This window comes from Candidatus Vallotiella sp. (ex Adelges kitamiensis) (assembly GCF_020342435.1).
In the GTDB taxonomy this organism is placed as follows: domain Bacteria; phylum Pseudomonadota; class Gammaproteobacteria; order Burkholderiales; family Burkholderiaceae; genus Mycetohabitans.
In genome coordinates, this window is the sequence record NZ_CP080504.1 from 848490 (window position 1) to 875398 (window position 26909).

Here is a 26909-nt window from a genome sequence, read left to right on the forward strand (position 1 = left end):
ACATCTCTATTTAAGAAACATACCCCAGCGATTTTTAGCTTCAGCGTAGAAGTTCTAAGCATACTATACCTATAGCAGCTTCTACGAGGTGGGGCGTGAATGATCTGAGGTTTGATCTAGTATAGAGGGTAGCTATTTAGTGTGCTAAATAATTAAGACGTTGTTCGTGGTGCATTATATATATATTCATGAGTATCTATGACTAACTAGCAACCAGAATGCCTAGCTTTTTAACCGATATCCAGTCTTGAAGATCCACGCGACAATGCCTATAAATAGAGCTAGACATGAGAATGTCACACCTAGGCAGATTCTAATATTCACTTGAGTTTCGGCTTGGAAGCTCCAGCGAAATCCATTCACTAGGTACACTACCGGGTTAAATAGTGCTACCGTGCGCCAAAACGCCGGTAGCATGTCAATCGAATAAAAACTGCCCCCAAGAAACGTCAACGGCGTAATAATTAGCAATGGCACAAACTGTAACTTCTCAAAGTTATCGGCCCACACGCCGATAATAAAGCCGAATAATGCAAATGTGAATGCAGTCAGAAGCAAAAACAGTAGCATGAAACCAGGATGATTAATCTGGACTGGAACAAACAGATGAGCCGTAGCGAGGATGATCAGTCCCAACATAACCGACTTAGTAGAAGCCGCGCCGACATAGCCAATTACAATCTCGATATAAGATACTGGTGCAGATAGAAGCTCGTATATAGTTCCAGTGAAACGCGGGAAGTAGATACCGAACGAGGCATTTGAGATACTTTGCGTAAGAAGTGATAGCATGATTAGTCCGGGCACAATAAATGCTCCGTAGCTTATGCCGTTAACATATTGTATGCGCGAGCCGATGGTTGTACCAAACACGATAAAATACAGTGACGTCGAAATTACAGGTGACACGACACTTTGCATCAGAGTCCGCCACGTGCGCGCCATCTCAAAGCAGTAAATTGCACGAATTGCATATATATTCATTATGGCGCTTCCTTTCTGGGTGGTTCGCGACACTCTTCCATGAGGTTCACGAAGATATCTTCCAAGGAGCTTTGTGTCGTTTGTAAGTCTTTAAAAGCGATATTTTCGTTATCTAGATCTCGCAGTAATTCGATGATACCGGCATGCTCTGCTCGCTTATCATAGGTGTAGATGAGCTCGTTACCTCCACGAGCTAGCTCGAGCCCGTATACAGCAAGCCGGCGCGGAATACGCTGTAGTGCCACATGTAACTGAAGTGTAAGTCGCTTTTTACCCAGCTTACGTATCAACTCGGTTTTCTGGTCAACAAGAATGATCTCACCATTACGGATGACGCCAATGCGATCAGCCATCTCTTCAGCTTCATCAATATAGTGTGTGGTTAAGATAATTGTCACACCGCTGTCTCGCAAAGAGCGCACAAGTCTCCACATATCACGTCGTAACTCGACATCTACACCAGCAGTTGGCTCATCTAGGAATAATATACGCGGTTCGTGCGACAGTGCCTTAGCGATCATTACGCGGCGCTTCATACCGCCGGATAACGTGCGGATCTTATTATCTTTCTTATCCCAGAGCGATAGTGCCTTTAGCACTTTTTCAATATATACAGGATTAGCTGGCTTACCGAACAAACCGCGACTAAATGACACTGTACGCCATACCGATTCGAATGTATCGGTAGTCAACTCTTGTGGCAATAATCCAATAGTTGAGCGGGCAGCACGGTAATTGGTAATTATGTCATGGCCGTCAACCGTAACGCGCCCTTCGCTAGGATTGACAATGCCGCAGATAATACTGATTAGCGTCGTCTTGCCAGCACCGTTTGATCCAAGAAGCGCGAAGATCTCGCTACGTTGGATATCAAGGTTAATATCGTTCAGCGCTCGGAATCCGGACGCATACGTCTTTGAGAGGTTAGATATAGAAAGAATCGTTTGCATGCCCTGGACAATAGCAGAAGCTATTGTTTTTTTCAGCCTCAACTCTCTTCGAAAACACATCATCTGTAATTTCGATACGAGAAAATAGCACATTGTTATATTATAATATACACTTATACTAGCCTTCTTACTATTATGATGCGGATCTCCCTGGAACCGTTTTGAACCGTTTTATGAAACGCCTTATTGCAACCGTCAGTGCATTAATCATTCTCTATATTTCACTATTCTCCCCGACGTCGTCACAGGCTACTAGCCATCAGACGATCCAAGTTATTGCGGTCGAAAATTTTTATGGAGAACTAGTAAAAATGCTAGGCGGCCCCTATGTGTCGGTTATAAGCATCCTCAGCAACCCTAACCAAGATCCACATCTTCTGGAGGCTAGCCCTAAGATTGCACGCACATACGCCTCTGCACAACTACTTGTTTACAACGGAGCAAACTATAATCCATGGTTGCCTAGGCTACTTTCTAGCTCACGAAAAAACCGTAAGCCGCATACAGAAATTGTTGCTGCCGATCTAGTTGGTAAGAAGCCAGGCGACAATCCACATCTGTGGTATTTACCTGCGACTATGCCGGCAGTAGCTCGTGCAGTTAGCGCATTCCTCGTACAAACAGATCCAGCGCATAAAGCTGACTACGCTGTCCGGTTAACCCGCTTTATCGACTCGATAAAGCCGATTGATCAAAAAATTGCAGAATTGAGGCAATACTATCAAGGTGAGCCCGTTACAGCTACCGAATCTGTATTCGGTTATATGGCTGAGGCTATTGGCCTAACAATGCATAACAAACGTTTTCAGCTTGCTGCAATGAACGAAACGGAGCCTAGCGCGGCCGATGTCGCGGCCTTCGAGCACGACTTAAGAACACGGCAAGTGAGGGTACTGATTTATAACAATCAAGCTAGCGATATGTCAACTCAACGGATGCTAAAGATTGCACAGCAGTCACATGTACCAATAGTGCATGTTACCGAAACAGAGCCAGATGGCAAAACGTATCATCAATGGATGCTGGAGCAACTCAATGCCTTGCAACGAGCATTGGAAGGACAAGTTCAATGAGTGAGCTGGCGATTGAGCTAAATTGCGTGACGCTCAAATTAGGCACACGGTGTGTGCTTAACGATATTAGCTTTACTGTGAGTGCGGGCGAATTTATCGGTGTATTAGGTCCTAACGGTGCAGGAAAAACCACTCTAATGCGTGCGTTACTCGGGCTCTCGCCTCTTTCTTGCGGCAGGCTACGCGTGCTTAGGAAGCCAGTCACACCCGGTAATGCGGAAATCGGCTACATGCCGCAAGTGCGTAATATATCAACGGCACGACGTCTTTCCGGTCGGGACTTTATAGCATGCGCGTTTGATGGGAATCGCTGGGGAATTACGCTAGCTCGGGGCCGAAAACGTAGAATAATAAATGACGTGCTATCGATTGTCGGTGCGTTATCACTAGCTGATCGCCCCCTTATAGAATTATCTGGTGGAGAACGTCAGCGCCTCCTTCTAGCCCAATGCCTGCTTGGCCAACCCAGACTGCTATTGCTAGATGAGCCATTGATAAGTTTAGATCTCAACCACCAAGCTAGCGTAGTCGAATTAGTACGGCGAGTACAACGTCAATTAGGCATCACCGTATTGTTTAGTGCTCATGAACTTAATCCACTACTTAATGTTATTGATCGTGTTCTCTACTTGGGTAACGGTCGTGCCGCGCTGGGCACCGTTGATGAAGTCATTACGCCACCAATACTATCACGGTTGTACGGAGACGTACCAATCGACGTCATGCGACTTTCTGGGCGGATCTTTGTAATGTTGGGCGGCATAGAAATAGAGAAATCTCATCATTCGCACAATAATAACGGCGGCTACGATGATCGGCATAGCACTACATCAGTCCCGGACTCCGATCACTTGTCGAGATAGCGTGCTAGATCGACATCATATCACGGGATGTAGAGTATACAATGTTTGAATATGAGTTCATGATTAACGCTTTCGTAGCGTCTGGTATCACTGCGATTATTTCCGGAATCGTTGGCTTCTTTCTGGTACTGCGTCAGCAGACTTTTGCTGGACATGCGTTGGCGCATCTCGGATTTACTGGCGCTACTGGTGCAGCACTACTTGGTATTTCACCGCTTTGGGGTATGCTTGCTTTCACGGTCATGGCCGGCATTGCAATGGGTGCGTTCGGCAGTCGTTTGTCTAGATGCGACACTGCTATTAGTATTACGCTATCATTGTCTCTTGGCTCTGGCCTGCTTTTTCTGCACTTCTTCACCGCCTATGCGACGCAGGTTACTATGCTGCTCTTTGGCAATGTGCTGGGTGTAAGCACCAGTATGCTTATATCGCTCAGCTGGCTAGCACTGTTAGTCCTAGCCGCGTTAGCGACAATTGCACGGCCTCTAATCTTCTCAAGCTTACAACCTGAATTAGCTGAAGCTAAGGGCGTGTCTCTACGCATAGTGTCGATGCTATTCCTGGCAATTGTTGCTATAGCAGCTGCACAATGTACACAAATTGTTGGTATGCTACTTGTGTTTACACTGATGGTAGGGCCAGCTGCTGCCGCACAGAACCTCACAACACGAATCGGTTCCGGTATGGTGTGTGCAGCTCTGTTCGCGCTTGCGCAGGCATGGATCGGCATTACGTTAGCATTCTATACTGACTGGCCAACGAGCTTTTGGATCAGTGCGCTATCTGCTATAGTATATAGTGCTAGTCTACTAGTGCGATGATAGACGTCCGCTATAACAGATTGCAATCGACGTCTCAATCTAATTACTAGAATCACTCCAATTTTTAGTAGCAGCTGAAAATATGTTAATAGCTATTGACTGCTAAAGATTAAGTGTTTTATGTAAGTTAGCCCCTGTACATTACATCTAATATTGTCTGTGTTCTATATAAGGGCAATATATCTCTGTTTTTCTGACATAATTTAGACTATGAGTTAAGATTTACCATCTTATCTAAAGCCAGTGATCTATAATACCTGTTAATAAAAAATAACTTAACTATGTATTAGCTGATTTGTACTACTGCGGCGGCTATAAAATAGCTTAACTTGTGAGTGCGTTGTAAGATGCCGCCCTCAAGCGAGATTTTGTACTGCTAGTACCCTGGTACGCAAGAAACATTCTTGAATCATGCGCTTAAATCGCGAACTATTGGCACTCGATTCAGTTAGAGTGGTATATATTAAACCCCGATGTATTGTTTAATCGCAAGCGCAATATATACTTTTATTCCGTTGAATAAAAACTCTCTTCTTACAGAAAACCCGCTACTATAAATTCGTCAGGGGCTGATTTTGTTGTGTATGAGTGTATACATAGAAGCGACTGCAAACGATCATGCTTTATGTTACAATGCCAACTTTGGGGTATCAGGAGATACATACGCTAACTGTTGAGCAGAATCCGTCGACATTTATCAACATGTCTTGTTCGAGTTATCTCATAGTTCAACACGCATAAAACGCCAGAAATTGCTTATCTAAAAATTACTAGATTAACTGCTGATTCAACGTACTCTCCTGAGTAAACGGTTTGTACGCTCAGTGTAAAGTGTAGAGTTAATCAGGTTCTCTCTCGCAGCAGGGGTTCTTAATAATTAAAATTGGCAAGTTTACTATTCTCAGGTTTACTATTCTCAGATTAGGTAGATTTTCTACGTCAGAACTTATTAGCAACACTGCGATCAGAAAAATTAGCTTCTAAAAATAGCTGCTGTCGACCCATGTAACTCTCTATTTTAAAAAAATTTTTCTCAATATAGATTAGCGCCGCATCAACAAGTCGCACAAATTAGAAAGCGTGTAAACTATACTCGTGCACCTCTCAAATCGGCCATTAATACTAGGTTATCTTTGCAGTTTTACTGGTCTAGCGGCCTACTAACATACGCATGTCGCCTCAATTTTATTTAGATTAAGGACCCAAGGAAATAGTCGTATGTAACTATATCGCAATCAGAGCGAACTTATATTGTTTATAGCTCACTGCCTTTTATACATGTAGGCCACCATGGTCAAGACAATCTAAATTGGTCATGCTTAATCAGATAAGCAGATATATAGCGTATTAAGTTTTGGGTGACCTCAGAGTCATCTTCAATCAGTAAAACGCTAGTAGTATAAACTATTTATTAATCTATAATTAAACTATAAATACATCGTCACTCTTAATCCTACGCGCTTATTCTACTTTCGTTAAGTCAGTGCTAACCCACACCAATTCAAAGCCTCAGAATGAGGAATAGCAGGCTAATCTGCTATCTACGTCTGTTATAGCTAGTCTCTCATATGTGAGAGTACCGTTATCATTTTTTAGATTCTTTGTCTAAACGAATAGGTTACACGGAAACCTATATATTCAAGGTGCAATCAATCGGAAACTCATTCCAGAAAAATTAATTGATCTGGTAGATAAGATTCATAAACAAGGCATCACTACCCTAGACGGTGATCTAGTCTTAGATAAGCAATAGTTTGATGTATACACCTGTGTTCGACGACTAAACTGATTTACCAGACAATGTCTACCCAGATCTTTTATTCAGGTGACACCTGCGCTTGTACATCTAAAAATTGTTAACCAGTTACGCAAGACAGACAGCAGATAGTTCTGAACTATTTCAAAGTATATCTTCAACTATCACTCTTTTTCGAATAGTTTCATAGCACTTTGCAAGCAAGCGGGGGTACTTTCCTAGCACTACACTAGAAAGTGTGACACCGGTTAACGCTCAGCTAGAGTTATTCATCACAGCATAGGATTATCCATAAAATTAAAGATATTAATCAGCCCTCCAATAACATAATGACGCGCAATCTATATCGGTGTAATTGGAACATGCCTAATTACATTGCAGATCTTTGTTGCTTCTATTCTACTGGTGCACTCTACGACTGCTCGTAGTGCTAAGTTAGTTTGTAACTTTCTAGCTAGAAACGGGCTAGAGATACCGGAGTTACAACTGGTTAATAGCTCTAGTTTGTCGTGCAACAAATACATTAATAAATTACAGGCTCCCTTGGAGAGATGGTGAATAGCATACGCATATTAAGACTAGCACACCACGCGATATGTATGCGATTGCTAGAAATATTTCCGTCGAAAATGGAGAAAGAATAGCATTAGCGAGATCCCGCCCAAAATAACATCCCTTCTCAAAGCGCAGAAGCTCAAGCCTATCTTACTTAACAACATGGCATCAAAAGACTCAATCAAGAATCAACAAAACATATTTCAGCATTCTGCGTGTACAGAAATTTTATATATCAAATTCTCAGTAAATGTTTTGTACTAGCTGCGCCCCATGAATATAGACCTTGGCAAGGGATATTCGGATATAAATCCGATTATTTTATTAAAGTAATTTCAATACTGTTATCTATACGGTAACTTGTTAGTATCAACATTTTATGGAAAATGCCCGTTCAGTATAGGCACTAATGCGCGATACATATCTTATACGCTAGCTCTCAATCTCATACATAGACCTCAGTCACGACGGGTATTTGGATGACGCATAAAATACAATTGCACTTCATTACGGCGATTCGACTAAAATCGCCTGCAATAGGTCGTAGTTTTATCCGACATAGTTAAGTTATAGGAGCATAGCGGCTTTAATATACTACCCTGTATATACCTAAGCTAAAGTTGACAAGCAGAGCGGAAGCACTGGCAGCTAGTAAATCACTTAATTAGAGGCGATATAAAACATTATACAGATTATCTCTATGCTCTAACATTTTGAAGACTGACCGACTATACCTAAAGTAATCTATCTCAAACTATATTTATCTTAGTATAAAATTGCTCAAGTTGTTCAGATTCAATAGCAAAGACCCGTTCTCATAACAGCAACTCACTGGATTCAAGATGGTGTTAAAGACAATTCTCAATAAAAGTGATTAACGGGCGAAATAGTCCGACACGTAATATAGCTGTGCTAAGATTTAAAGATTTAATTTATTTAAAAACTCACACACGATTTATTCTCGAAATTTAAATTTATTCAGTGCTGCCATCGACAGCTATTGAGCATCGAATTAAGCTGCCTAAGCATAATTAGACGCCGACTTTAAATGCTGCTTCTGCACGGTGCAATCGGTCGTTAACTGCGATCCATTCAGAGGTATCTGGTAACAGTTCGATAAATATGCGCAGAATATTCAAACTATCTAGTCTTCGCAGCATCCCGTAGAGTTTGTACTCATATGTATACGGATCATTGGGGGCGATAATAAACCATAAGTTAGGCCTCATACGCAGCACATCAGCCTGTGGTAGGCTATCTCGTGCGATAACCGCTAGTCGATTATGCGATGCATGCATCTCGACTTCATTCAGAATTTTCTCCAACGGTAGTAGTACGATCGGTGTACGCGTCGCATAGTGTGCTCTTAACGTACCTGATGGGCGTGGCTCCGTAATATCATTTTTATCAGGCAGCCTCGGTGCTACGCCTAGTACGTCTGTAATCTGTTGTGGTGTAATTCTCCCGGGGCGTAACAGTGTTGGAAAGCCACGAGATAGGTCGATGATCGTCGACTCAATACCAATATTGCATACCCCACCGTCTAGCAGGTAAACGCTATCTCCAAACTCATCGCGTACATGCTGCGCAGTCGTCGGGCTTACATAGCCGAACTTATTCGCAGAAGGCGCAGCTATGCTGCCATGACCGCGCCGTAAGTCGGAGAATGCACGTAGTAATGCTTGAGCGACTGGATGTGATGGACACCGTAACCCAATCGAGTCCTGATCACCGCTTACCGCATTTGTAAACGCGATAGCTTTCTTTAGAATCAACGTTAACGGCCCGGGCCAAAATGCATCAATCAGACGTTGTGCCTCCAAACCCATCGATCGAACCCAATTACCAGGATCGTCACCTAGCGCTAGATGCACAATAATTGGATGGGTGGTAGGCCGATTCTTAGCTGCATAGATACGCGCCACGGCTTGTGGATTACAAGCATCTGCGCCTAACCCGTACACTGTTTCAGTCGGGAATGCAACCAATTCCCCAGCATCCAGCCGATATACGGCATTGTTAATCTCAGCCAACGGGTGACTATTAGATACATTGCTGTCAGCAGATATTAACAGTGGAGTGCAGCATCCATCGTTATGTTTTTGGATATCACTCATTCAGATGGGATATGCAAAAGATGCATGCAAGTTCGAGCAGCTGTCTGTGCTTCGCACAATGTTGGTGCAGTCAGCGTCAAATGACCCATCTTGCGCCCAATACGGACTTCTGCCTTTGCATATAGATGCAGGTGTGCTCCTGGTATCTCCGCAACTTTATGCCATGGTGGGACGCGCAGTATCTTATCTGAAAACCATACATCACCAAGTAAATTCAGCATGACTGCAGGCGAATGTTGGCGCGTGCAACCCAAAGGCATGCCAGTCATCGCACGAACCTGCTGCTCAAACTGGTTAGATACACATGCATTAATTGTATAGTGGCCAGAGTTGTGTGGGCGAGGCGCAATTTCATTGGCTACGAGTGAGCCGTCTTGCAATACAAAGAACTCCACACATAGCACGCCAACATGATCTAGTTTGATCGCAATTGATAGTGCCGCAGCCTGCACTCGTTTGATAAGGGCGGCATCTCCAACTGGGGTCGGAGAAATTGTCTGCGACAAAATACCAGTACGATGAATATTTTGCGCCACTGGAAACATTACTGCCGTGCCATCCGCGCTTCGAGCAATGATAACCGAAATTTCGTACGCGAGTGGCAAGCGCTGTTCAAGTATACATGCAACACTGCCCAGAGCGATATACGCGGCGCGCACCTCATCTGGATTGCATACGTTTCTTTGTCCCCTGCCATCATAGCCTAGTCTTGCTGTCTTCAGGATACTCGGCAATACTGCTAATAAGGCTTTGTCGCAGAGAGTCTGAAGAACATCCGACGACTCGATCACTATATATGGCGCAACTGGTACGCCAGCCTGCTCAATACAGCGCTTTTCTGCTATACGATCCTGCGCGATAGCGACACACTGCGCGGACGGACTCACACAGGTTGAGCGCGCAAGCCAATCTAAGCTAGCGGCTGGTACATTCTCAAACTCGGTTGATACTGCTGCGCATAACCCCGCCATGTCAGAAAGCGCCTCACGATTATTATATTCAGCACACAGATGGCGATCAACAACGCCACCTGCTGGACAAGTGCTCTCTGGATCTAACACAGCGACACGGTAACCCATCGCTTGTGCAGCGAAACAGAACATCCGGCCAAGCTGCCCACCGCCAACTATACCTAGCCATTTTCCCGGCATAATTGGTTCATGAGCATACGCTGGCGCGCCGAATATTGACACACTGGCATTCTCTGTCGAGAACAAATTTGCGCTGCTCATAGAAAGAGGAGCATCTGTCATCTTATTAAGAGAAGAAAGTTGGCAAAAGAACCACCTCTAGATAGAGATATCAATCAAAAGCGAGTACCAGTATTATGCAATACCTCAATCTAATGGCAATATGATGGCCCGTGCCTCATTATTCTGACGCACACGGAACTCCTCGAGTTTAAATGCAAAGTCTTCTGACTCCAGTAGTACATTAGCGTTATGCACGTTCGCGAGCAACGCAACAGCGAACAACGCGGCATTGGCTGCACCAGCTGCTCCAATAGCAAATGTAGCAACAGGCACACCTTTAGGCATCTGCACGATTGAGTATAAAGAGTCTACGCCTCGCATATATTTACTATCTACCGGCACACCCAGCACTGGTACCGTTGTTTTAGCCGCAAGCATACCGGGCAGATGGGCAGCAGAACCCGCCCCTGCAATGATCGCACATAAGCCGCGAGCCCGAGCGGCCTGTGCATACTTAAACATCTCATCGGGCATTCGATGCGCAGACAAAACGTGTGCCTCGTATGGAACACCGAAATCGCGCAGGATCGCTACGGCATCCCGCATTGTATCCCAGTCTGATGAAGACCCCATAACTACACTAACCAGTGGTCTTGGATTATGATGTGCACTGCTAGGTTGTGCTAGCTGTTTTTCTTGTGGTTGAACCTCATTCATTACGCGCTTACACTATTGAAACAGTGACCGACCTGTAAGCCGCTCAAGGGCTTCACGGTATTTCGCTGCAGTCTTATTGATAATCTCATTCGGAAGTATTGGTGCCGGTGGCAACTTATTCCAAGGCTGCTTCTCTAGCCAGTCACGTACGAACTGCTTATCGAACGACCGGGGATTGCTTCCTACTCGGTATTGATCTATAGGCCAAAATCGAGAAGAATCGGCGGTTAACACTTCGTCCATTAGACACAATGTTCCGTCGTTATCGAGCCCGAACTCAAATTTAGTATCTGCAATAATAATCCCGCGTGTAGCTGCGTAGTCTGAAGCTATCTTGTATAGCGAAATGCTAACATCTCGAATGGATGCTGCTAGTTCAGTACCAATACGCCGCTCAACTTCAGAAAATGTTATATTTTCATCGTGATAACCGATATCCGCTTTCAACGTTGGAGTAAAAATTGGCACCGGTAGCCGTTGCGCGTTTTTTAAACCTGCTGGCAGCGCAATTCCGAACAGCGAACCGCTAGCTTGATAATCCTTCCAGATACGACCAGCAAGATATCCACGTACCACGGCCTCCAATAAAATTGGCTGGAGACGACGGACTACTACTGCGCGGCCAACAACTTGTGGCACCTCATCAAGAGCAACAATGCTTTCTGGTGCTATACCAGTTAAGTGGTTTGGTACAACGTGAGCTAGCTTATCAAACCAAAAATTAGTCATTTGGTTTAGCACGCAACCTTTACCTGGAATCGGCTCGCTCATGAGCACGTCAAATGCCGATAACCGGTCAGTTGTTACCATCAAATATTTATCATCACCAACTGCATAATTATCACGAACCTTACCACGATCTATTAGTAATAGAGATTTCAGCGTAGATTTATAGAGCACAGTAGGCATCGTCGAGTCCCATAAAGCAAAAAGCTATTCCGCTACAATACAGGAACAATATAGATGATGATACTGTTAATGACCTGTGAACGCGCCGAAGGAATCTATGCAACATATATAGGTTTTCTTAGCAGAAAATTAACTTATGTTTGTTTGAGCAAACCTAACTTATATTTCTCGGCGATCTTATTCAGTGGCAACGGTTTAATCTTGCTAGCTTGCCCTTCGCAGCCGAACTGCCGATAGCGTGCTAAGCATACTTTTTTAGCGGCTTCACGCGCTGGCTTCAGGTAATCTCTCGGATCGAACTTACTCGGGTTTTCGATAAAATAGCGTCGAATTGCACCTGTGATTGCTAAGCGTAGATCTGTATCGATATTAATCTTACGTACACCGTGTTTGATACCTTCTTGAATTTCTTCGATAGGCACACCATACGTCTCTTTTATATCGCCGCCAAATTCTCGGATCTCCGCTAGTAGCTCTTGTGGTACTGATGAAGAGCCATGCATCACTAGATGCGTATTTGGGATCCGTGCATGAATTTTTTTAATTCGATCAATAGCTAAAACATCGCCAGTCGGCTTCTGCGTAAACTTATAAGCCCCGTGGGACGTACCAATTGCTATAGCTAGCGCATCGCACTGCGTCGCACGCACGAAGTCTTCCGCCTGTTCGACATTAGTGAGCAATTGATCTCGTGTCATTGCTCCTTCCGCACCGTGGCCATCTTCTTTGTCGCCTTTCATCGTTTCAAGCGAACCGAGTACACCAAGTTCGCACTCGGTTGTCACGCCGACCGAGTGCGAAAATTCGACTACTTGTCGTGACACCGCAACATTATACTCATAACTGGCGACTGTCTTGCCATCAGCCTGTAGCGATCCATCCATCATCACACTAGTAAAGCCACTGCAAATTGCTGCTATACAAACTTCTGGCGATTTCCCGTGGTCCTGGTGCATTACAATCGGCAAATGAGGATAAGATTCGACTGCTGCCTCAATTAAGTGACGTAAGAAAACGCTACCTGTATATCGACGCGCACCCGCTGACGCTTGCATAATCACTGGAGCATTTACCTCATCTGCAGCCGCTAGGATCGCCTGAACCTGCTCGAGATTATTAACGTTGAACGCCGGCAATCCATAATCGTTTTCAGCCGCATGGTCCAACAGCTGACGCATAGATACGAGAGGCATATTTTACTCCTTTAATGATAATTTTCCCTGAACTAGACGCGCCATTATAGATCCTATGCTTTCTTCTATTACGCTGTGCGCCTGCACTGCCTTAGATAAGATGCTATCGTATTGGGTTTATCTCAGATAATTAGACGTTGACCGAGGAAACAATCATGATGCAGCAACTAAAACCTTAAGCGCACTCGCTAACCTTAACAATTTTTAGCGTGTTAGTACTTCCAGTCTGTCCCATAGGCTCACCCATGGTTAAGACGACAACATCGCCGATCACCGCATAGTTATTCTTCACTAAAACTTTTAGTGCCTCCCGTAGTGCTGTATCGCGGTCACGAATCGATTCTAGATGAAGTGGCACTACATTGCGATATAGCGCCATCATTCGCTCGCTAGCTAGACATGGCGTTAAAGCATAGACGGGAATATGCAACCAGTGCCGGCTCATCCATAGTGCAGTAGTGCCTGATTCAGTTAGAGCAACAATTGCTCTAGCACCGAGGTGAAACGCAGTAAACAATGCCCCCATCGCAATTGACTGCTCAATATGAGTGAACGTGTGATCTAAGAAGTATTTATCTAGCTCGACCCGCCCAGACTTTTCCGCTTCTAGGCAGATGACTGCCATCGTCTCGATTGTTGAGATCGGGTACCGGCCAGACGCAGTTTCTGCGGACAACATCACCGCATCAGTACCGTCTAGTACTGCATTAGCTACGTCCGAGACTTCGGCCCGTGTTGGCACCGGGTTCTGAATCATTGACTCCATCATCTGTGTAGCAGTAATCACAGTCTTATTTGCCTCTCGTGCCATCCGAATCATGCGCTTTTGCAGTGCGGGCACTGCTGCGTTACCAACCTCTACAGCCAAATCGCCCCGTGCTACCATGATGCCATCGGATGCGTTAAGAATTTCCTGTAATAATGGGATTGCCTCAGCACGCTCGATTTTGGCTATCATCTTCGGCTTATAGCCGAATGGCGCACCAGCAGCGTCCGCGAGCTGCCGCGCCATTTCCATATCCGTCGCATTTTTGGGGAACGATACAGCAATAAAATCTGCGCCTAGCGCCATGGCAATAGATATATCCTCCCTATCTTTCTCTGTTAGAGCTGGAGCTGACAACCCACCGCCCTGACGGTTAATCCCCTTGTTATTTGACAATTCACCGCCAACCTCCACATTTGTATAGATTTCTTTTCCTATCACCCGCCGCACGCTTAACACAATTAAACCGTCATTGAGTAACAAGATATCACCAGCGTTTAAATCATGCGGTAGATCTTTATAGTCTAAGCCGACTCGATTTTTATCGCCTAATCTACATGTGGCATCTAGAATAAATGCGGCACCACGCGTAAGTATTGCACTTCCGTTCTTAAACTTTCCGATGCGGATTTTCGGACCTTGCAGGTCCGCCATAATTGCTACTTCACGGCCTATTTGGCGCGCAGCTTCCCGTACAAACTTAGCGCGCTGGCGATGATCATCTGCAGTACCGTGCGAAAAATTCAGCCGCACAACATCTAATCCTGCTGCGATCATCTTTGACAAGATCTCTAGTGAGCTAGATGCGGGTCCGATGGTGGCAACAATCTTAGTGGCACGATGCATAAGTTTTTCTCAACCGAATTAAATTTGCGTCGCTGGGAGATACCCAAAACGAACGAGACAATACTAGGGCAACACTATGGAGTGCGCAAACAACTACATCCCCCATACTATGTATGGGGGATGATTTTAGTTATACACTAGCGTTCCTAGATTATGAAGGCTTTTTAGAATCTCAATCGCAGGCAGCGTTTCACCCTCGAGGAATGTAAGAAAAGCCCCACCGCCGGTTGAGATATAATTAACCTTGTTATGAATGCCATACTTCGCAATTGCCGCCAGCGTATCACCCCCGCCAGCAATGGAGAAAGCTTTTGACTTGGCAATGGCCTGTGCAAGTATTTTCGTACCGTTTCCAAACTGATCAAACTCGAACACGCCGACGGGCCCATTCCATAAGATGGTGCCAGCTTTTTCTAGCTGCAGAGCTAGCTCAGTTGCAGTTTTCGGACCAATATCTAAGATTATATCGTTATCAGCTACTTCGCTTACCAGTTTAGTCTCTGCCTGGGCGCTGGGTGTAAGCGCCTTTGCGGTTACCACATCAGTCGGAATCGGCACTGACGCCCCTCGCGTATTTGCAGCATCGACGATCAATCTGCTCTCAATAACTAAAGCCGCGTCAGCTAGAGATTTTCCGATCGGTAGCCCGGCTGCTAACATAAACGTGTTTGCGATGCCCCCACCTACGATTAGTTGGTCAACTTTTTTAGCTAGCGATCTTAGAATTTTTAGTTTTGTCGAAACTTTCGCACCCGCAATGATTGCTACAAGCGGGCGTTTCGGATTAGCTAGGGCTTTACCTAGCGCATCGAGTTCCGCCATGAGTAGTGGGCCAGCACAGGCAATTTTTACGTACTTTGCGATACCGTATGTAGTTGCCTCTGCGCGGTGCGCGGTTCCGAATGCGTCATTAACATAGATGTCACATAGTGAAGCCATCCTCTGCGCGAGCGCATCCGAATTGTTTTTCTCGCCTAGATTAACACGGCAATTCTCGAGCAGAATGACACTGCCAGGCGACACGCTTACACCATGCTCAACCCAGTTAGCTACTAAGGGCACATCGAGACCGATTAACTTACTAAGACGCTTAGCCACAGGTGCGAGAGAGTCCTCTGGCTTAAACTGACCCTCTATAGGTCGCCCTAGATGCGATGTTACCATTACCGCTGCACCGGCATTAAGCGACTGGCGGATTGCCGGGATCGCTGCCTGGATACGAGTATCCTCAGTAATATTACCGGCATTGTCTTGGGGTACGTTCAGATCTGCACGGATAAATACACGCTGACCACGCAGCCTTCCGTCCACAATAACATCAGTTAGACGTAGAACTTGAGTCATGAGATTAAATTGATAAAGCTAAGAAAAAGTAAACCTGCTACATGGATATAGCAACGTATATTATGCCGTTCATCGCATGATAGGTGCTCAGAAACCACTAGACAACTAGACAAACGGATAAAGCAAACTAGACGTGTCCAGCCGAAAGCATATCATGTTATGCGTATCGCATCGCACATGCCTCGAAAATATCGAAATTTTTTGCGTAAAAAAGTACTAAACCATCGCATATCTACTGATACCCCCCTACCCAAGACAGGGCACCTGTAAAATAGTCATTTATTTATATATCGGCGGTTTTCTCTAAGAAATATTACTTAGCTCGGCTATAAGAGTGTAGTCTCGTTAGAGACACCCTAACCGAAGCGCTGTAAAGACTATCATTCCAACAATGATTGTTTGAACCATACTCCGACGCCATAAAAACCAAAACGTGCCGGCAACCATGCTATACCATGCATGGTTTTCAAGCCCGAAAGATAGCCCTTTCGGTGTCATCGCAACGTCAGGAATAACTACCGCGATTAGAGCTGCTGCGGGTGCATAACGCAATGCACGCAGCATACGCTCTGGCAACATAATTCTGTTGCCACCCAACAAAAAAGCTGCACGGGTCACAGCGGTCACAATCATCAATCCGATGATTGTGAGCCAAATCTCGGTTGAACTCATTTTGAAGCCTTGCTGTTTCGTCTAGCGCATTGCAGAATCTTTACCCACTTATTATTGGCACAGGCATCACTGACGACCCCGGCGAGAAGTGCAGCTAGAATCGCCAGCGGTAGCGACAGACGATATGGTAGATCGCTACCAATAAGTGCGACAACAGCTGCGATGACCACAGCCACCAGCATCGAGCGCTCAATAATTGCTGATACTATAATTGGAATTAAAGCGAGGGAGCCTGCTAAGCTTAAGCCCCAGACGTCTAGAAAAAGACTAGAAAGCAGGATACCGATAATTGAGGCCGACTGCCATATAATCCAGCTTGATAGTGCCATACCCCAGAAAAACGCTTCCTTACCAGGCTCATACCCTGGCCTGAAGTTACGCGCTTGGAACAGTAAATAGAGCACGTCGCTATTAAAGTAGCCTAATAGGATACGGCGCAGCATTGATAGATGTGAAAAATGTGGCGCTAAACCAGCACTGAACACGATAAACCGTGTATTAACCATCGCTGCAGTTAATAATACAGTCCATATCGGTAGCTTCACGGCTAGCAATGGCAATACTGCAAGTTGTGCGGAACCAGCATACACGAGCAAGGACATCCCAAGCGCCTGCGGCACAGTTAGTATCGACTTACCCATAGCGATACCGGTCACTAGCCCCCAAGAAAATATCGCAGCACACGTCGGCGCATAAATGCGCATTCCATCTAAAAAGGCAGGGCGGTCGACATCGGACAAGCGATAGAACATGGTAGCATCGGTGAATTGAGTGAAACGAGCTAGCGCTAGGAAATTGCAGCGCGTCTTTTCTACGTCACAATATAGATTATATGACCAGCTTGCTTATACATCCATGAGTTTATTATCTGTAACTAGTCTAGTGGCAGCTTGCCAGCCATCACAAGATATGTATCTTGTGTACATAATGACTCGAATTAAAGCTAAAATAACATTTTTTGGCTGATCTATCGCACTTTCTGTGCATGCGGCCGACGACAGATATCGCTAGGAGAAAAATCTCTATGTCTATGGCCGACCGCGAGGGTAAGATCTGGATGGACGGCAAGCTAATTGACTGGCGCAATGCGAAGATCCATGTGCTAACACATACACTGCATTATGGCATGGGTGTATTCGAGGGAGTGCGTGCGTACCAGATTAGTGAGGGTACTGCAATCTTCCGGCTAAGGGAACATACAAATCGCCTGTTCAACTCCGCAAAAATTTTCCAGATGAATGTGCCATTTGACCAAAGAACAATTATCGATGCACACTGCAACGTCGTACGGGAGAATAAACTCCAGTCATGTTACTTGCGTCCGATTATCTGGATCGGCTCCGAAAAGCTCGGCCTCTCAGCGAGAGGCAACATAATCCATGTTGCAATTGCAGCATGGCCATGGGGTACCTACCTTGGCGCCACAGGGCTATCTCACGGCATTCGTGTAAAAACTTCATCATTCACACGCCATCATGTTAACGTATCGATGGTACGTGCCAAGGCGTCAGGCTGGTATGTAAATTCAATCCTTGCTAACCAGGAAGCAATTTCTGATGGTTACGATGAAGCACTACTTCTAGATGTAGACGGCTATGTATCTGAGGGCGCAGGCGAGAATTTCTTCCTCGTCAACAACGACAAATTATATACTCCGGATCTATCATCATGCCTAAACGGCATCACACGTGATACGATTATTAGGCTAGCGAAAGATCTTAGTATCGAGATCATCGAAAAGCGAATCACGCGCGACGAAGTATATACAGCAGACGAGGCATTTTTTACCGGAACCGCAGCGGAGGTTACACCGATCCGTGAACTAGACAACCGTATAATTAGTACTGGCCGCCGCGGACCAGTCACCGAAAAGCTGCAGTCCTCGTTTTTCAATATCGTCTCAGGAAAAAATAAGCGGTATGCACACTGGCTAACCCCAATCTAAGTCTTCCACTGTCGAATTTAAAATCTCTATCTCATGAGTGAACTAAAAGAAATGCCGATTCACGAACTAAATGCGAAAGAGCTCCCCGCTTGTTGCCCAAATGCGACGATGCCTCGCTGGAGCGCTCACCCGCGTATTTTTATTGATGTTACGCATGGCGAGTCGAGTTGCCCTTACTGTGGTACACGCTATAAACTTCGAAATGAAAAAGCGCTTGAGGCTTGTTAAACCACTCTATGCGGCCGGCGTAAGCTAGTTGAAATAGCAGCTCAATTAAATAGATCTAATTCGATGCGCTGCGCGCTTATAATCGCGCCCAATTGGATTGGCGATGCATTAATGGCTCAGCCACTGTTTGCACTGATCAAGCGACTATATCCGGGGATTATCCTCGATGCTGTCGCGCCCGCGTGGGTAGCACCGATTCTTGCGAGAATGCCAGAGATTCGCCAAATCTATTCAGCTAACTTTACACACAGTAAGCTACAGCTATACCAACGATGGAAATTAGCAGGCAATCTTCGAAAGTCTGTCTATAACGTAGCATATGTTTTACCAAACTCGCTAAAATCAGGGCTTATTCCGTGGTTTTCCGGTATTCCGCTGCGTATCGGCTATACCGGAGAGGGCCGCTATATGCTGCTAAATATCAGGCATCCTAATCCGCTAAGAGGTAAGCGAGCATCGATGGTTCTGTATTATGCAGCTCTCGCCTACGCCCCGGGCGCCAAGGTGCCAAGCAATTTGCCACCGCCGCAGCTGGCAATTGATTTAAACGAGTCGATTCGCGTGTTGCACCGGTTTAATCTTGATACACGGGCGCCCCTGATCGTGTTTTGCCCTGGCGCAGAATATGGACCGGCTAAGCGTTGGCCGCCAAATTACTTTGCAGCACTAGCTAACATGATCAGACAGTCATTTCCGTATATGCAAGTTATTGCACTTGGCTCATTTAAAGATCGGATAGCCGCTCAAGCTATCGTAGAAAATGCGCCAAATATCTACAATCTATGCGGCCAGACGTCACTTGACGAGGCCTGTGCACTAATTGCAATCGCGAGCGTAGTGGTCACAAACGACTCTGGCTTGATGCATGTAGCTGCAGCATTGTGCCGACCACTCGTCGCACTCTACGGATCAACTGATCCTCGATACACTCCCCCACTATCCAGTCTTGCGAAGGTGCAGTGGTTGCATCTCGCATGTAGCCCATGCTTTGCACGCGAGTGCCCGCTATATCACTTAAATTGTCTTCACGAGCTGTCTGTTGACCAAGTATTTAATGACCTTCGTGCAATTCTAGTTGATAACTACTGAACTGTACCTAAGCCGCAACGCGGTTTCTATGCAAAATAAGCGCTACGAAAAAATTGAATCTATCAACAAGATACTATACTGCATATTTCGCTCAAAGCCCTTTGAGGTGGCATGCGTGTCGATCGAATTAGTTAATATTCGTTAAATCAGAGCTTGAAAGCACAGTAGCTTTTCGACACCCTTATTAAGGTATGCTGACTGGCTAACTGAATAAAATATAAAGATGTGGTACCCTAGATAAATAAGAGTTTATAGTGCCCGTGTAATAAGCCTCAGAGGCCGTGGTTTATATAGTTTAGAAAATTTAACTGATTTACCGCAAGTACGTAGCATACGCGTAGTTACGATTAACTAACCAAGAGAGATCTGTCAACTAGATTTTGACGCGCTTTACTCTTTCTAATGGAGAATTTTAAGTTCTCGCATCTCTGCTTAAGGGCATCATATCACTGATTACATTACCTAGTACAATATTGGTCTGCGCTAGATATAAACGTGTATTAGTAGTAATGTAACCACTGCAGCATAAGCATGCTAACTCTCTTTTGTATTGCTTACGCCCTAGTTCTGCTGGAATAAGTTAAAATATAACAGCCTGTTTAACATCTATCGAGTTTTCGACGCATACCATATCTAAATTTTTGTTTCACTATACCCAGCATAGTAGTTATCTAAAAAGCGGCGTCGATATACTAAAAAAACTTTCTAATTTGAACAACGAAAGCAGCGTCGTAATCTCGTTGGCATACCCCCCAAAAAACTCTCCTTAAGGAACATAAGTGATACTAAAGTAGCTAGTAATCTAGCCAAACATATAGAACATGCTAATTCCGATAGAAAAATATCTAAAAAGCTAAGTTAGCGAGACGCTTGCTTGATATAATTAACATGCCCTCACAGTAAAAAACTGAAGTCTAGCAGACTAATTGTACCATAGCTCATCAGAATTGGGTGTGCACGCTAGCCATCCGTGATGTGTTATCCGGGTTTATTTTGGAATTAATAACGGTGATGATGCGAACAACTATATTTCATTTACAGATTTAATATGCGTATAACTCATGCTAAGGCTATATCAATCTTACTAAGATATAGCACTTATAAGTATAACTTCAACTTGGCTCAAGAAAGGCGTTTCGCGCCATAGCATAGCAAATGAAATTAGTTTAATAAAATTTATTACTGTTATTTTTCGCTTCACTGCTGAAAAAATAGCGCTGGAGATAATATGTGTATATCAACTTTGCTTAAAGTGCTGATTTCAATAAGCAGCCTATCTCAGACGGATTTTTTGTTACCTTGATACCGCACGACCTCATAATCTCGAGTTTTGCTTCAGCAGTATCGGCATCGCCCGAAATTAACGCTCCAGCATGACCCATTCGCTTACCAGGAAGCGCTGTCACGCCAGCAATAAAGCCTACGACAGGCTTCTTCATATTATCTTTGATCCAATACGAAGCATTTGCCTCGTCTGGCCCGCCGATTTCGCCAATCATAATGACAGCATCTGTAGCTGGATCGTTATTAAATAACTTTATTATATCGATGTGTTTTAGCCCGTTGATCGGGTCACCGCCGATTCCAACAGCTGACGATTGTCCAAGGCCAAGATCCGTCAGTTGGGCAACTGCTTCATATGTCAGTGTACCTGATCGAGAGACAACACCAATCCGACCTTTCTTATGAATGTGTCCGGGCATGATACCAATCTTCAGCTCATCCGGCGTAATCACGCCAGGACAATTTGGACCAATCAGCAACGTCTTACGATCTTCGTGTCGCATCCGGTCGCGTACCTCGATCATATCCCGAACCGGAATGCCTTCAGTAATACAGATTACTAGATCTAGATCAGCTTCAACCGCCTCCCAAATTGCAGCTGCTGCAGCAGCTGGAGGCACATAAACTACTGAAACGGTCGCGCCTGTCTGTGCTCTAGCTTCTTTAACGGTTCCGAAAATTGGAATACCCTCAAAATCTTCGCAAGCTTTCTTTGGGTTCACGCCAGCAACATATGCGGCACGGCCGTTCGCGTACTCACGGCAAGCACGAGTATGAAACTGACCGCTCTTACCGGTGATACCTTGCGTAATAACTCTTGTATTTTTATTGATTAGAATTGACATTATTAATTTTTTTTATTCGGTGTCGCAAATTCAGAAGATGCATACCACCATTTATACCTCAATATCAGAGACACAGCTTAGTTGCCTTTCGCTGCGGAGACTACTTTCTGTGCGGCCTCTTCCATGGTGTTCACAGAAATAATTGGTAATCTTGAATCAGAAAGCATTTTCTTACCACAGTCCTCATTTGTACCCTTCATCCGCACGATCAGCGGTACTCGCAAGTGTAGCGCTCTTGATGCTGCAATCACACCCTCCGCAATGATATCGCAACGCATAATTCCCCCAAAGATATTCACGAGAATAGCTTTTAGCTTTTGGTTTTTCAGCATCAGTTTAAATGCTTCAGTTACTTTTTCAGTCGTTGCACCACCACCAACATCGAGAAAATTAGCCGGCTCACCGCCGAATAATTTAATTGCATCCATAGTCGCCATCGCTAGGCCGGCGCCGTTGACTAAACAGCCAATATTACCGTCAAGAGAGATATACGCGAGATCGAACTTTGATGCCTCGATTTCCGAGGGATCTTCTTCGTCGAAGTCACGATATGTAACAATCTCCGGGTGACGGAATAGCGCATTCGGATCAAAGCTAAACTTCGCATCTAGAGCAATGACCTTGCTATCACCGCTCAAGATTAAAGGATTGATTTCAACTAGTGATGCGTCTGTCTCCCAAAACGTCTTATACAAAGCCTGTAAATTTGAGCGAGCTTGCTTGAGTGATGTACTCGGCACGCCGATTTTTTTAGCAATGTCGTCTGATTTTTCATCCTGTAAGCCCTTAGTTGGATCAACCGTAACCCTATGAATTAGATCGGGTGTCTTCAAAGCTACTTCCTCAATATCTACCCCTCCTCTGCTAGAGGCTATTAGCATAACCCTCTGTAAAGTACGATCGACGACGAAGCTAATATACAGTTCCTTTTTAATCTCTATGCTTTCTTCAATTAATAACCGATTAACTTTTTGGCCTTCAGGGCTAGTCTGGTTAGTCTTAAGTTGCATACCCAGAATCTGGTTCGAATACGCATACACCTGATCTAGCGATCTGGCGACTTTAATGCCACCGCCTTTCCCGCGGCCACCAGCATGGATCTGAGCCTTCACTACCCAAACCCGGCCGCCAAGTTCCTCAGCTACGTTAACGGCTTCATCTGCTGAAAAAGCCGGTTTACCCATAGGCACTGCGACCCCAAATTTCCTCAGGATCTCTTTACTCTGGTACTCGTGAATCTTCATGCGCGGTTCTCTTTAGTCTGAGAGTTAGAATGAGTAACGCTGAGATTGGCGTAGCTTCGTTCCTGGCAAGGGGGGCTAGACTTAGTGCGGTGATAGCCTTCTCGTGCAGGGTATGAACCTGCGTGTTTGCGATTAAGCAGAGGCTGCTCGGATTCGCAAGCAATGCTGACATTCTACACACGTCTGTTTACAATACCCCATAGAGGTAAACTTTAATAATTGCCCTAGTAATAATACGTGGAGATCACTTAGATCTATACTTTTTACCACTAAACTGCTTAGCAGTTGCATGCCGGGGCTATATCGTAGGTCAATGCTAATCAATACGAAACAGCTTAGATTGGTATTTTTAACACCTCAAGATAAGAGATTTATTCTGACAATAACCTCATATTGACGGTCTTTATTCGACGCTTAATCGATACACGTATCCGAAATTTGTAGATAGCCCCTCCAGGCTAATACTCCTGATCTAATCGGTTAGAACTACTCCCAGTTCGATAAAAGGTTTTTCGCACTTAAACGCTCGTATATTGTTAATAGCACAGCGATAATGAGTGAGGAAAGGGAAATAGCATATAAAAAAGTAATGAAAATGTATGCTCGCCAAGTTAAATATACAGATTAATCAGATTGATGGTGGCCCTATTCACCCTAAAATGCACTACTGCTTAAGTAGCACATCGGTAGCAGCGCGTAATACGCTAAGTAGGTAAAGTAATTTACGAAAACACCCCCCAAATTTCTTAGATTACCCCATCTATTCCTCTAACACATTAATTTATAAATAGTCTGTATATCGATAAAGCGGTAAAAATATAGACGATGCACACTGTTTCAGCAGGCTAAAACACCCCTAGAATATCAAGATTATCCATCAATAACGACCCCATAGGCCGGCATTGTTACGACACCGAGCGACTCGCGGACCCGATTTTCTATTTCTCGCGCAAGATTTATATTTTCACGCAGGAATTCTCGCGCATTATCCCTACCCTGCCCAATCTTCTCGCCGTTGTAGCTATACCACGCACCGGCCTTGTCAATAATCTTTGCTTGTACACCAAGATCGATAATCTCACCTTGTCGTGAAATCCCCTCACCATATAAAATATCAAAAATTGCTTCGCGGAATGGTGGAGATACTTTATTTTTAACGACCTTAACCCGCGTTTCATTGCCAATAATTGCGTCGTTCTTCTTGATAGATCCAATCCGGCGGATATCAAGTCGAACTGAAGCGTAGAATTTCAGCGCATTACCACCAGTAGTAGTTTCTGGGTTGCCAAATATTATGCCGATCTTCATGCGGATCTGATTAATAAAAATGACCAGGCAATTAGCCCGCTTGATCGTTCCAGTCAGCTTACGCAGCGCCTGCGACATTAGCCTCGCCTGTAGGCCGGGCAGTGTATCACCCATTTCACCCTCGATTTCAGCTTTTGGAACAAGCGCTGCGACCGAGTCAATAACGATCATATCAATTGATCCAGAACGCACAAGTGCATCGGCGATTTCTAGCGCTTGCTCACCGGTATCAGGCTGAGAAATTAGCAATTCTGGCACGCTGATACCAAGCTTAGATGCATAATGAATATCGAGTGCATGTTCTGCATCAATGAACGCACAGATTCCACCGATTTTCTGCATTTCTGCGATCACCTGTAGAGTTAGCGTAGTCTTACCGGATGATTCCGGTCCGTAGATCTCGACAACGCGTCCACGAGGTAGTCCACCGACGCCTAGGGCTACATCCAAGCCTAGTGAACCTGTTGATACTACCTGAATATCTTCGGCTACCTCACCATCACCCAGCCGCATGATTGACCCTTTTCCGAACTGCTTCTCGATCTGCAATAGCGCGGCAGCTAGTGCCTTGCTCTTCTCCGCAGCTAATCCAGCTGAGGCTTTCTTTTTTTCTTCCATGGATCGTCCTTTGCTATGATGAGCGACAGTCCATTACTTGTACGGCATTAGGTTGCATGTGTCTATTCCGGCTATCCTTGAATGACACTGCTGTCTCCGCCCGACTTTCTATGCCGTATAAAAGAATAATGTTATTTGCAAGCATGCAATACATAAACCTTTCTCACAGCTAGAATGCCTAATTCCGCGCGCACTTCTTGAGACTTGTGGAAGAGATCAGCGTAAATTGTGCCCTAGATACTAGGTGTTGTTGCATTATATTTGGGATAATGGAACCCTATAAAAAATGCGATAGACTTGTACTGCTCTTACCGGAACACGTCTATGCTTATACTTGCTCGATGACTAAGTACAATTAGTCTACTATTCGAGCTTTCTGTGGTCGTCTATCTTAAATAAGACCAAGGATAACTTTATATTGTTGATAAAATTATTCGACTTATCGAGTGTTAATCATGTACTGTCCTATGTGTAGAATTGGCAGATTGTCTGTACTATTGCATAGTGTGATTTTGATTCACTTAGTTTAATCTAAATTGCCATTAATAGTAGTCGAGAAGTAAATTTAGAGACCTAAAGTTGTCATTATGCGACTTGTATAGATAGTTAAATAGGTATTGTACGCCCACTGACGCAGTGTAGGCGGTGACTATACTAACTAAACAGCTCGCTATTATTTACTTAGATTGACTAAAACTATCTAAATTAGATAATTTATCTATTCGTGGGGGATCGGCTTACTAAAAAGCTTACCGCAGTAGATAGGAAGTCTTATATCTAAAGAATAACTCATCTATAACTTCTGATAAGGGAGTTAGGACGTAAATAACAATGCAGTCGATGATATACATAGCAGTTGTATAAGAAGCTTAGGTGAGCTATCACGCAGATAATAATAATGCACGGTATTAAGCTTGGAAACTAATCTAGACATACGTCTTTTCTAGCGGTTCTGCAACGCTAAAAAATCAAGAGCGCTATATATTGCTAAGCATAATTAGCGCGTAGTACCCGTTACACAACTGAATCTTATTTAGTCATTACTTATCACAGGACTGTGTAATGTTTCAAAGCCTACCCATATCGGCTCACATTACTATGAATTGTGCGCATACAATAACTCTTATGCTGTAAATACTATATATTGGTCCAACTAACGCAGCGATAAATATCGACATCCATCTGCATCTATTTGCGGAATAAAGTCAATTTCAGTGCTGATAACTAAACTATGAAAACTAGACTAGATGGTAAACTCTTTAAATCAAGCTTTCAGATGCCGAACATAGATTATGGGTGGAATGTTATCTTTACATAGCTTAATTACTCTGTTGATTTATCTGTTCTATACATTCTTTTTGGGCTGAAGACTGGGTAAACTTTGCAGCTAGAATAGAATTTTCAGAGATTATCTAAAGTATGACTTAACTATTGCTATACATGCGTTACTCAATAACAAAATCGGCCCTATTTATCAAAATTAAGCTCGCATAAAGTCTAGAAGACAACTGCGCTAGATCTGCGCTTTTTCATCACTATACTGTAGTAAGCGTTCAAAATTAGAGCCCTAGGCACTAGGATTAGCACGT

General features: G+C 44.4%; 21 protein-coding genes and 1 pseudogene. 7 read left to right on the forward strand and 15 right to left on the reverse strand.

Features of this window, described 5'->3' with window-relative positions; genetic code table 11:
* Nucleotides 1–222: 222 nt before the first annotated feature.
* Both K0T93_RS03175 and K0T93_RS03180 read right to left on the reverse strand, forming a co-directional pair.
* A complete protein-coding gene (locus tag K0T93_RS03175) occupies nucleotides 223–984 on the reverse strand; it encodes an ABC transporter permease (RefSeq protein ID WP_225721247.1) in 762 nt (253 codons plus the stop codon).
* The gene (locus K0T93_RS03180) at nucleotides 984–1934 is read right to left on the reverse strand and encodes an ABC transporter ATP-binding protein (RefSeq protein ID WP_225721248.1); all 951 of its coding nucleotides are present in this window, start codon (nucleotides 1932–1934) and stop codon (nucleotides 984–986) included. The genes K0T93_RS03175 and K0T93_RS03180 overlap by 1 nt, the downstream gene beginning before the upstream one ends.
* Before the next feature lie 173 nt (nucleotides 1935–2107).
* Here K0T93_RS03180 and K0T93_RS03185 point away from each other — a divergent pair, with 173 nt between their 5' ends.
* From K0T93_RS03185 to K0T93_RS03200, 4 genes and pseudogenes are all read left to right on the forward strand, one after another.
* Nucleotides 2108–3007, forward strand: a complete 900-nt coding sequence (locus K0T93_RS03185) for a metal ABC transporter solute-binding protein, Zn/Mn family (RefSeq protein ID WP_225721249.1) — start codon at nucleotides 2108–2110, stop codon at nucleotides 3005–3007.
* Nucleotides 3004–3870, forward strand: coding sequence for a metal ABC transporter ATP-binding protein (locus K0T93_RS03190; RefSeq protein WP_225721250.1), 867 nt, complete (start codon nucleotides 3004–3006; stop codon nucleotides 3868–3870). Before K0T93_RS03185 ends, K0T93_RS03190 begins: the two co-directional genes overlap by 4 nt.
* Nucleotides 3871–3911: 41 nt before the next feature.
* Complete coding sequence (locus tag K0T93_RS03195; protein WP_225721251.1) at nucleotides 3912–4691, forward strand: metal ABC transporter permease; 780 nt, start codon at nucleotides 3912–3914, stop codon at nucleotides 4689–4691.
* Nucleotides 4692–6309: 1618 nt separating this feature from the next.
* Nucleotides 6310–6441: pseudogene (locus K0T93_RS03200) on the forward strand (hypothetical protein); the annotation flags it as partial.
* 1592 nt (nucleotides 6442–8033) lie between these two features.
* Here K0T93_RS03200 and K0T93_RS03205 read toward each other — a convergent pair.
* The 9 genes from K0T93_RS03205 to K0T93_RS03245 all read right to left on the reverse strand — a co-directional run bounded on the left by K0T93_RS03205 (nucleotide 8034) and on the right by K0T93_RS03245 (nucleotide 17511).
* The gene (locus K0T93_RS03205; protein WP_225721252.1) at nucleotides 8034–9119 is read right to left on the reverse strand and encodes an L-threonylcarbamoyladenylate synthase; all 1086 of its coding nucleotides are present in this window, start codon (nucleotides 9117–9119) and stop codon (nucleotides 8034–8036) included.
* The gene (locus K0T93_RS03210; RefSeq protein WP_225721799.1) at nucleotides 9116–10270 is read right to left on the reverse strand and encodes a 5-(carboxyamino)imidazole ribonucleotide synthase; all 1155 of its coding nucleotides are present in this window, start codon (nucleotides 10268–10270) and stop codon (nucleotides 9116–9118) included. Before K0T93_RS03210 ends, K0T93_RS03205 begins: the two co-directional genes overlap by 4 nt.
* A gap of 186 nt (nucleotides 10271–10456) precedes the next feature.
* Nucleotides 10457–11029 carry a 5-(carboxyamino)imidazole ribonucleotide mutase gene (gene purE, locus K0T93_RS03215; RefSeq protein ID WP_225721253.1) on the reverse strand — a complete coding sequence of 191 codons (573 nt, stop codon included), beginning with the start codon at nucleotides 11027–11029 and terminating at the stop codon, nucleotides 10457–10459.
* 12 nt (nucleotides 11030–11041) lie between these two features.
* On the reverse strand, nucleotides 11042–11938 hold the full coding sequence (locus K0T93_RS03220) for a phosphoribosylaminoimidazolesuccinocarboxamide synthase (protein WP_225721254.1): 897 nt from the start codon (nucleotides 11936–11938) through the stop codon (nucleotides 11042–11044).
* Between the two features lie 134 nt (nucleotides 11939–12072).
* Nucleotides 12073–13131: a class II fructose-bisphosphate aldolase gene (gene fba, locus K0T93_RS03225; protein WP_225721255.1), complete on the reverse strand. Its 1059-nt coding sequence runs from the start codon at nucleotides 13129–13131 to the stop codon at nucleotides 12073–12075.
* A 175-nt stretch (nucleotides 13132–13306) separates the two neighbouring features.
* Nucleotides 13307–14743 (reverse strand): pyruvate kinase, encoded by a 1437-nt coding sequence (gene pyk, locus K0T93_RS03230; protein ID WP_225721256.1) that lies wholly within the window; start codon nucleotides 14741–14743, stop codon nucleotides 13307–13309.
* A 126-nt stretch (nucleotides 14744–14869) separates the two neighbouring features.
* Entirely contained in the window at nucleotides 14870–16087 is a 1218-nt protein-coding gene (locus K0T93_RS03235) for a phosphoglycerate kinase (RefSeq protein WP_225721257.1), read from the reverse strand.
* Nucleotides 16088–16432: 345 nt separating this feature from the next.
* Complete coding sequence (locus K0T93_RS03240) at nucleotides 16433–16759, reverse strand: AzlD domain-containing protein (RefSeq protein ID WP_225721258.1); 327 nt, start codon at nucleotides 16757–16759, stop codon at nucleotides 16433–16435.
* Nucleotides 16756–17511 carry an AzlC family ABC transporter permease gene (locus tag K0T93_RS03245; RefSeq protein WP_225721259.1) on the reverse strand — a complete coding sequence of 252 codons (756 nt, stop codon included), beginning with the start codon at nucleotides 17509–17511 and terminating at the stop codon, nucleotides 16756–16758. The genes K0T93_RS03240 and K0T93_RS03245 overlap by 4 nt, the downstream gene beginning before the upstream one ends.
* 272 nt (nucleotides 17512–17783) lie before the next feature.
* Between K0T93_RS03245 and K0T93_RS03250 the strand changes: the two genes are divergently transcribed.
* The 3 genes from K0T93_RS03250 (at nucleotide 17784) to waaF (ending at nucleotide 20021) form a co-directional block, all read left to right on the forward strand.
* Entirely contained in the window at nucleotides 17784–18704 is a 921-nt protein-coding gene (locus K0T93_RS03250) for a branched-chain amino acid transaminase (RefSeq protein ID WP_225721260.1), read from the forward strand.
* 33 nt (nucleotides 18705–18737) lie between these two features.
* Nucleotides 18738–18932: a zinc-finger domain-containing protein gene (locus K0T93_RS03255; protein WP_225721261.1), complete on the forward strand. Its 195-nt coding sequence runs from the start codon at nucleotides 18738–18740 to the stop codon at nucleotides 18930–18932.
* A gap of 63 nt (nucleotides 18933–18995) precedes the next feature.
* Nucleotides 18996–20021: a lipopolysaccharide heptosyltransferase II gene (gene waaF / locus K0T93_RS03260; RefSeq protein WP_225721262.1), complete on the forward strand. Its 1026-nt coding sequence runs from the start codon at nucleotides 18996–18998 to the stop codon at nucleotides 20019–20021.
* A 1247-nt stretch (nucleotides 20022–21268) separates the two neighbouring features.
* Here waaF and sucD read toward each other — a convergent pair.
* The 4 genes from sucD to recA all read right to left on the reverse strand — a co-directional run bounded on the left by sucD (nucleotide 21269) and on the right by recA (nucleotide 25320).
* Nucleotides 21269–22150 (reverse strand): succinate--CoA ligase subunit alpha, encoded by an 882-nt coding sequence (gene sucD / locus K0T93_RS03265; protein ID WP_225721263.1) that lies wholly within the window; start codon nucleotides 22148–22150, stop codon nucleotides 21269–21271.
* 77 nt (nucleotides 22151–22227) lie between these two features.
* On the reverse strand, nucleotides 22228–23394 hold the full coding sequence (gene sucC / locus K0T93_RS03270; protein WP_225721264.1) for an ADP-forming succinate--CoA ligase subunit beta: 1167 nt from the start codon (nucleotides 23392–23394) through the stop codon (nucleotides 22228–22230).
* Nucleotides 23369–23566: a hypothetical protein gene (locus K0T93_RS03275; RefSeq protein WP_225721265.1), complete on the reverse strand. Its 198-nt coding sequence runs from the start codon at nucleotides 23564–23566 to the stop codon at nucleotides 23369–23371. The genes sucC and K0T93_RS03275 overlap by 26 nt, the downstream gene beginning before the upstream one ends.
* 698 nt (nucleotides 23567–24264) lie before the next feature.
* Nucleotides 24265–25320 (reverse strand): recombinase RecA, encoded by a 1056-nt coding sequence (gene recA, locus K0T93_RS03280; RefSeq protein ID WP_225721266.1) that lies wholly within the window; start codon nucleotides 25318–25320, stop codon nucleotides 24265–24267.
* Between the last annotated feature and the right edge of the window lie 1589 nt (nucleotides 25321–26909).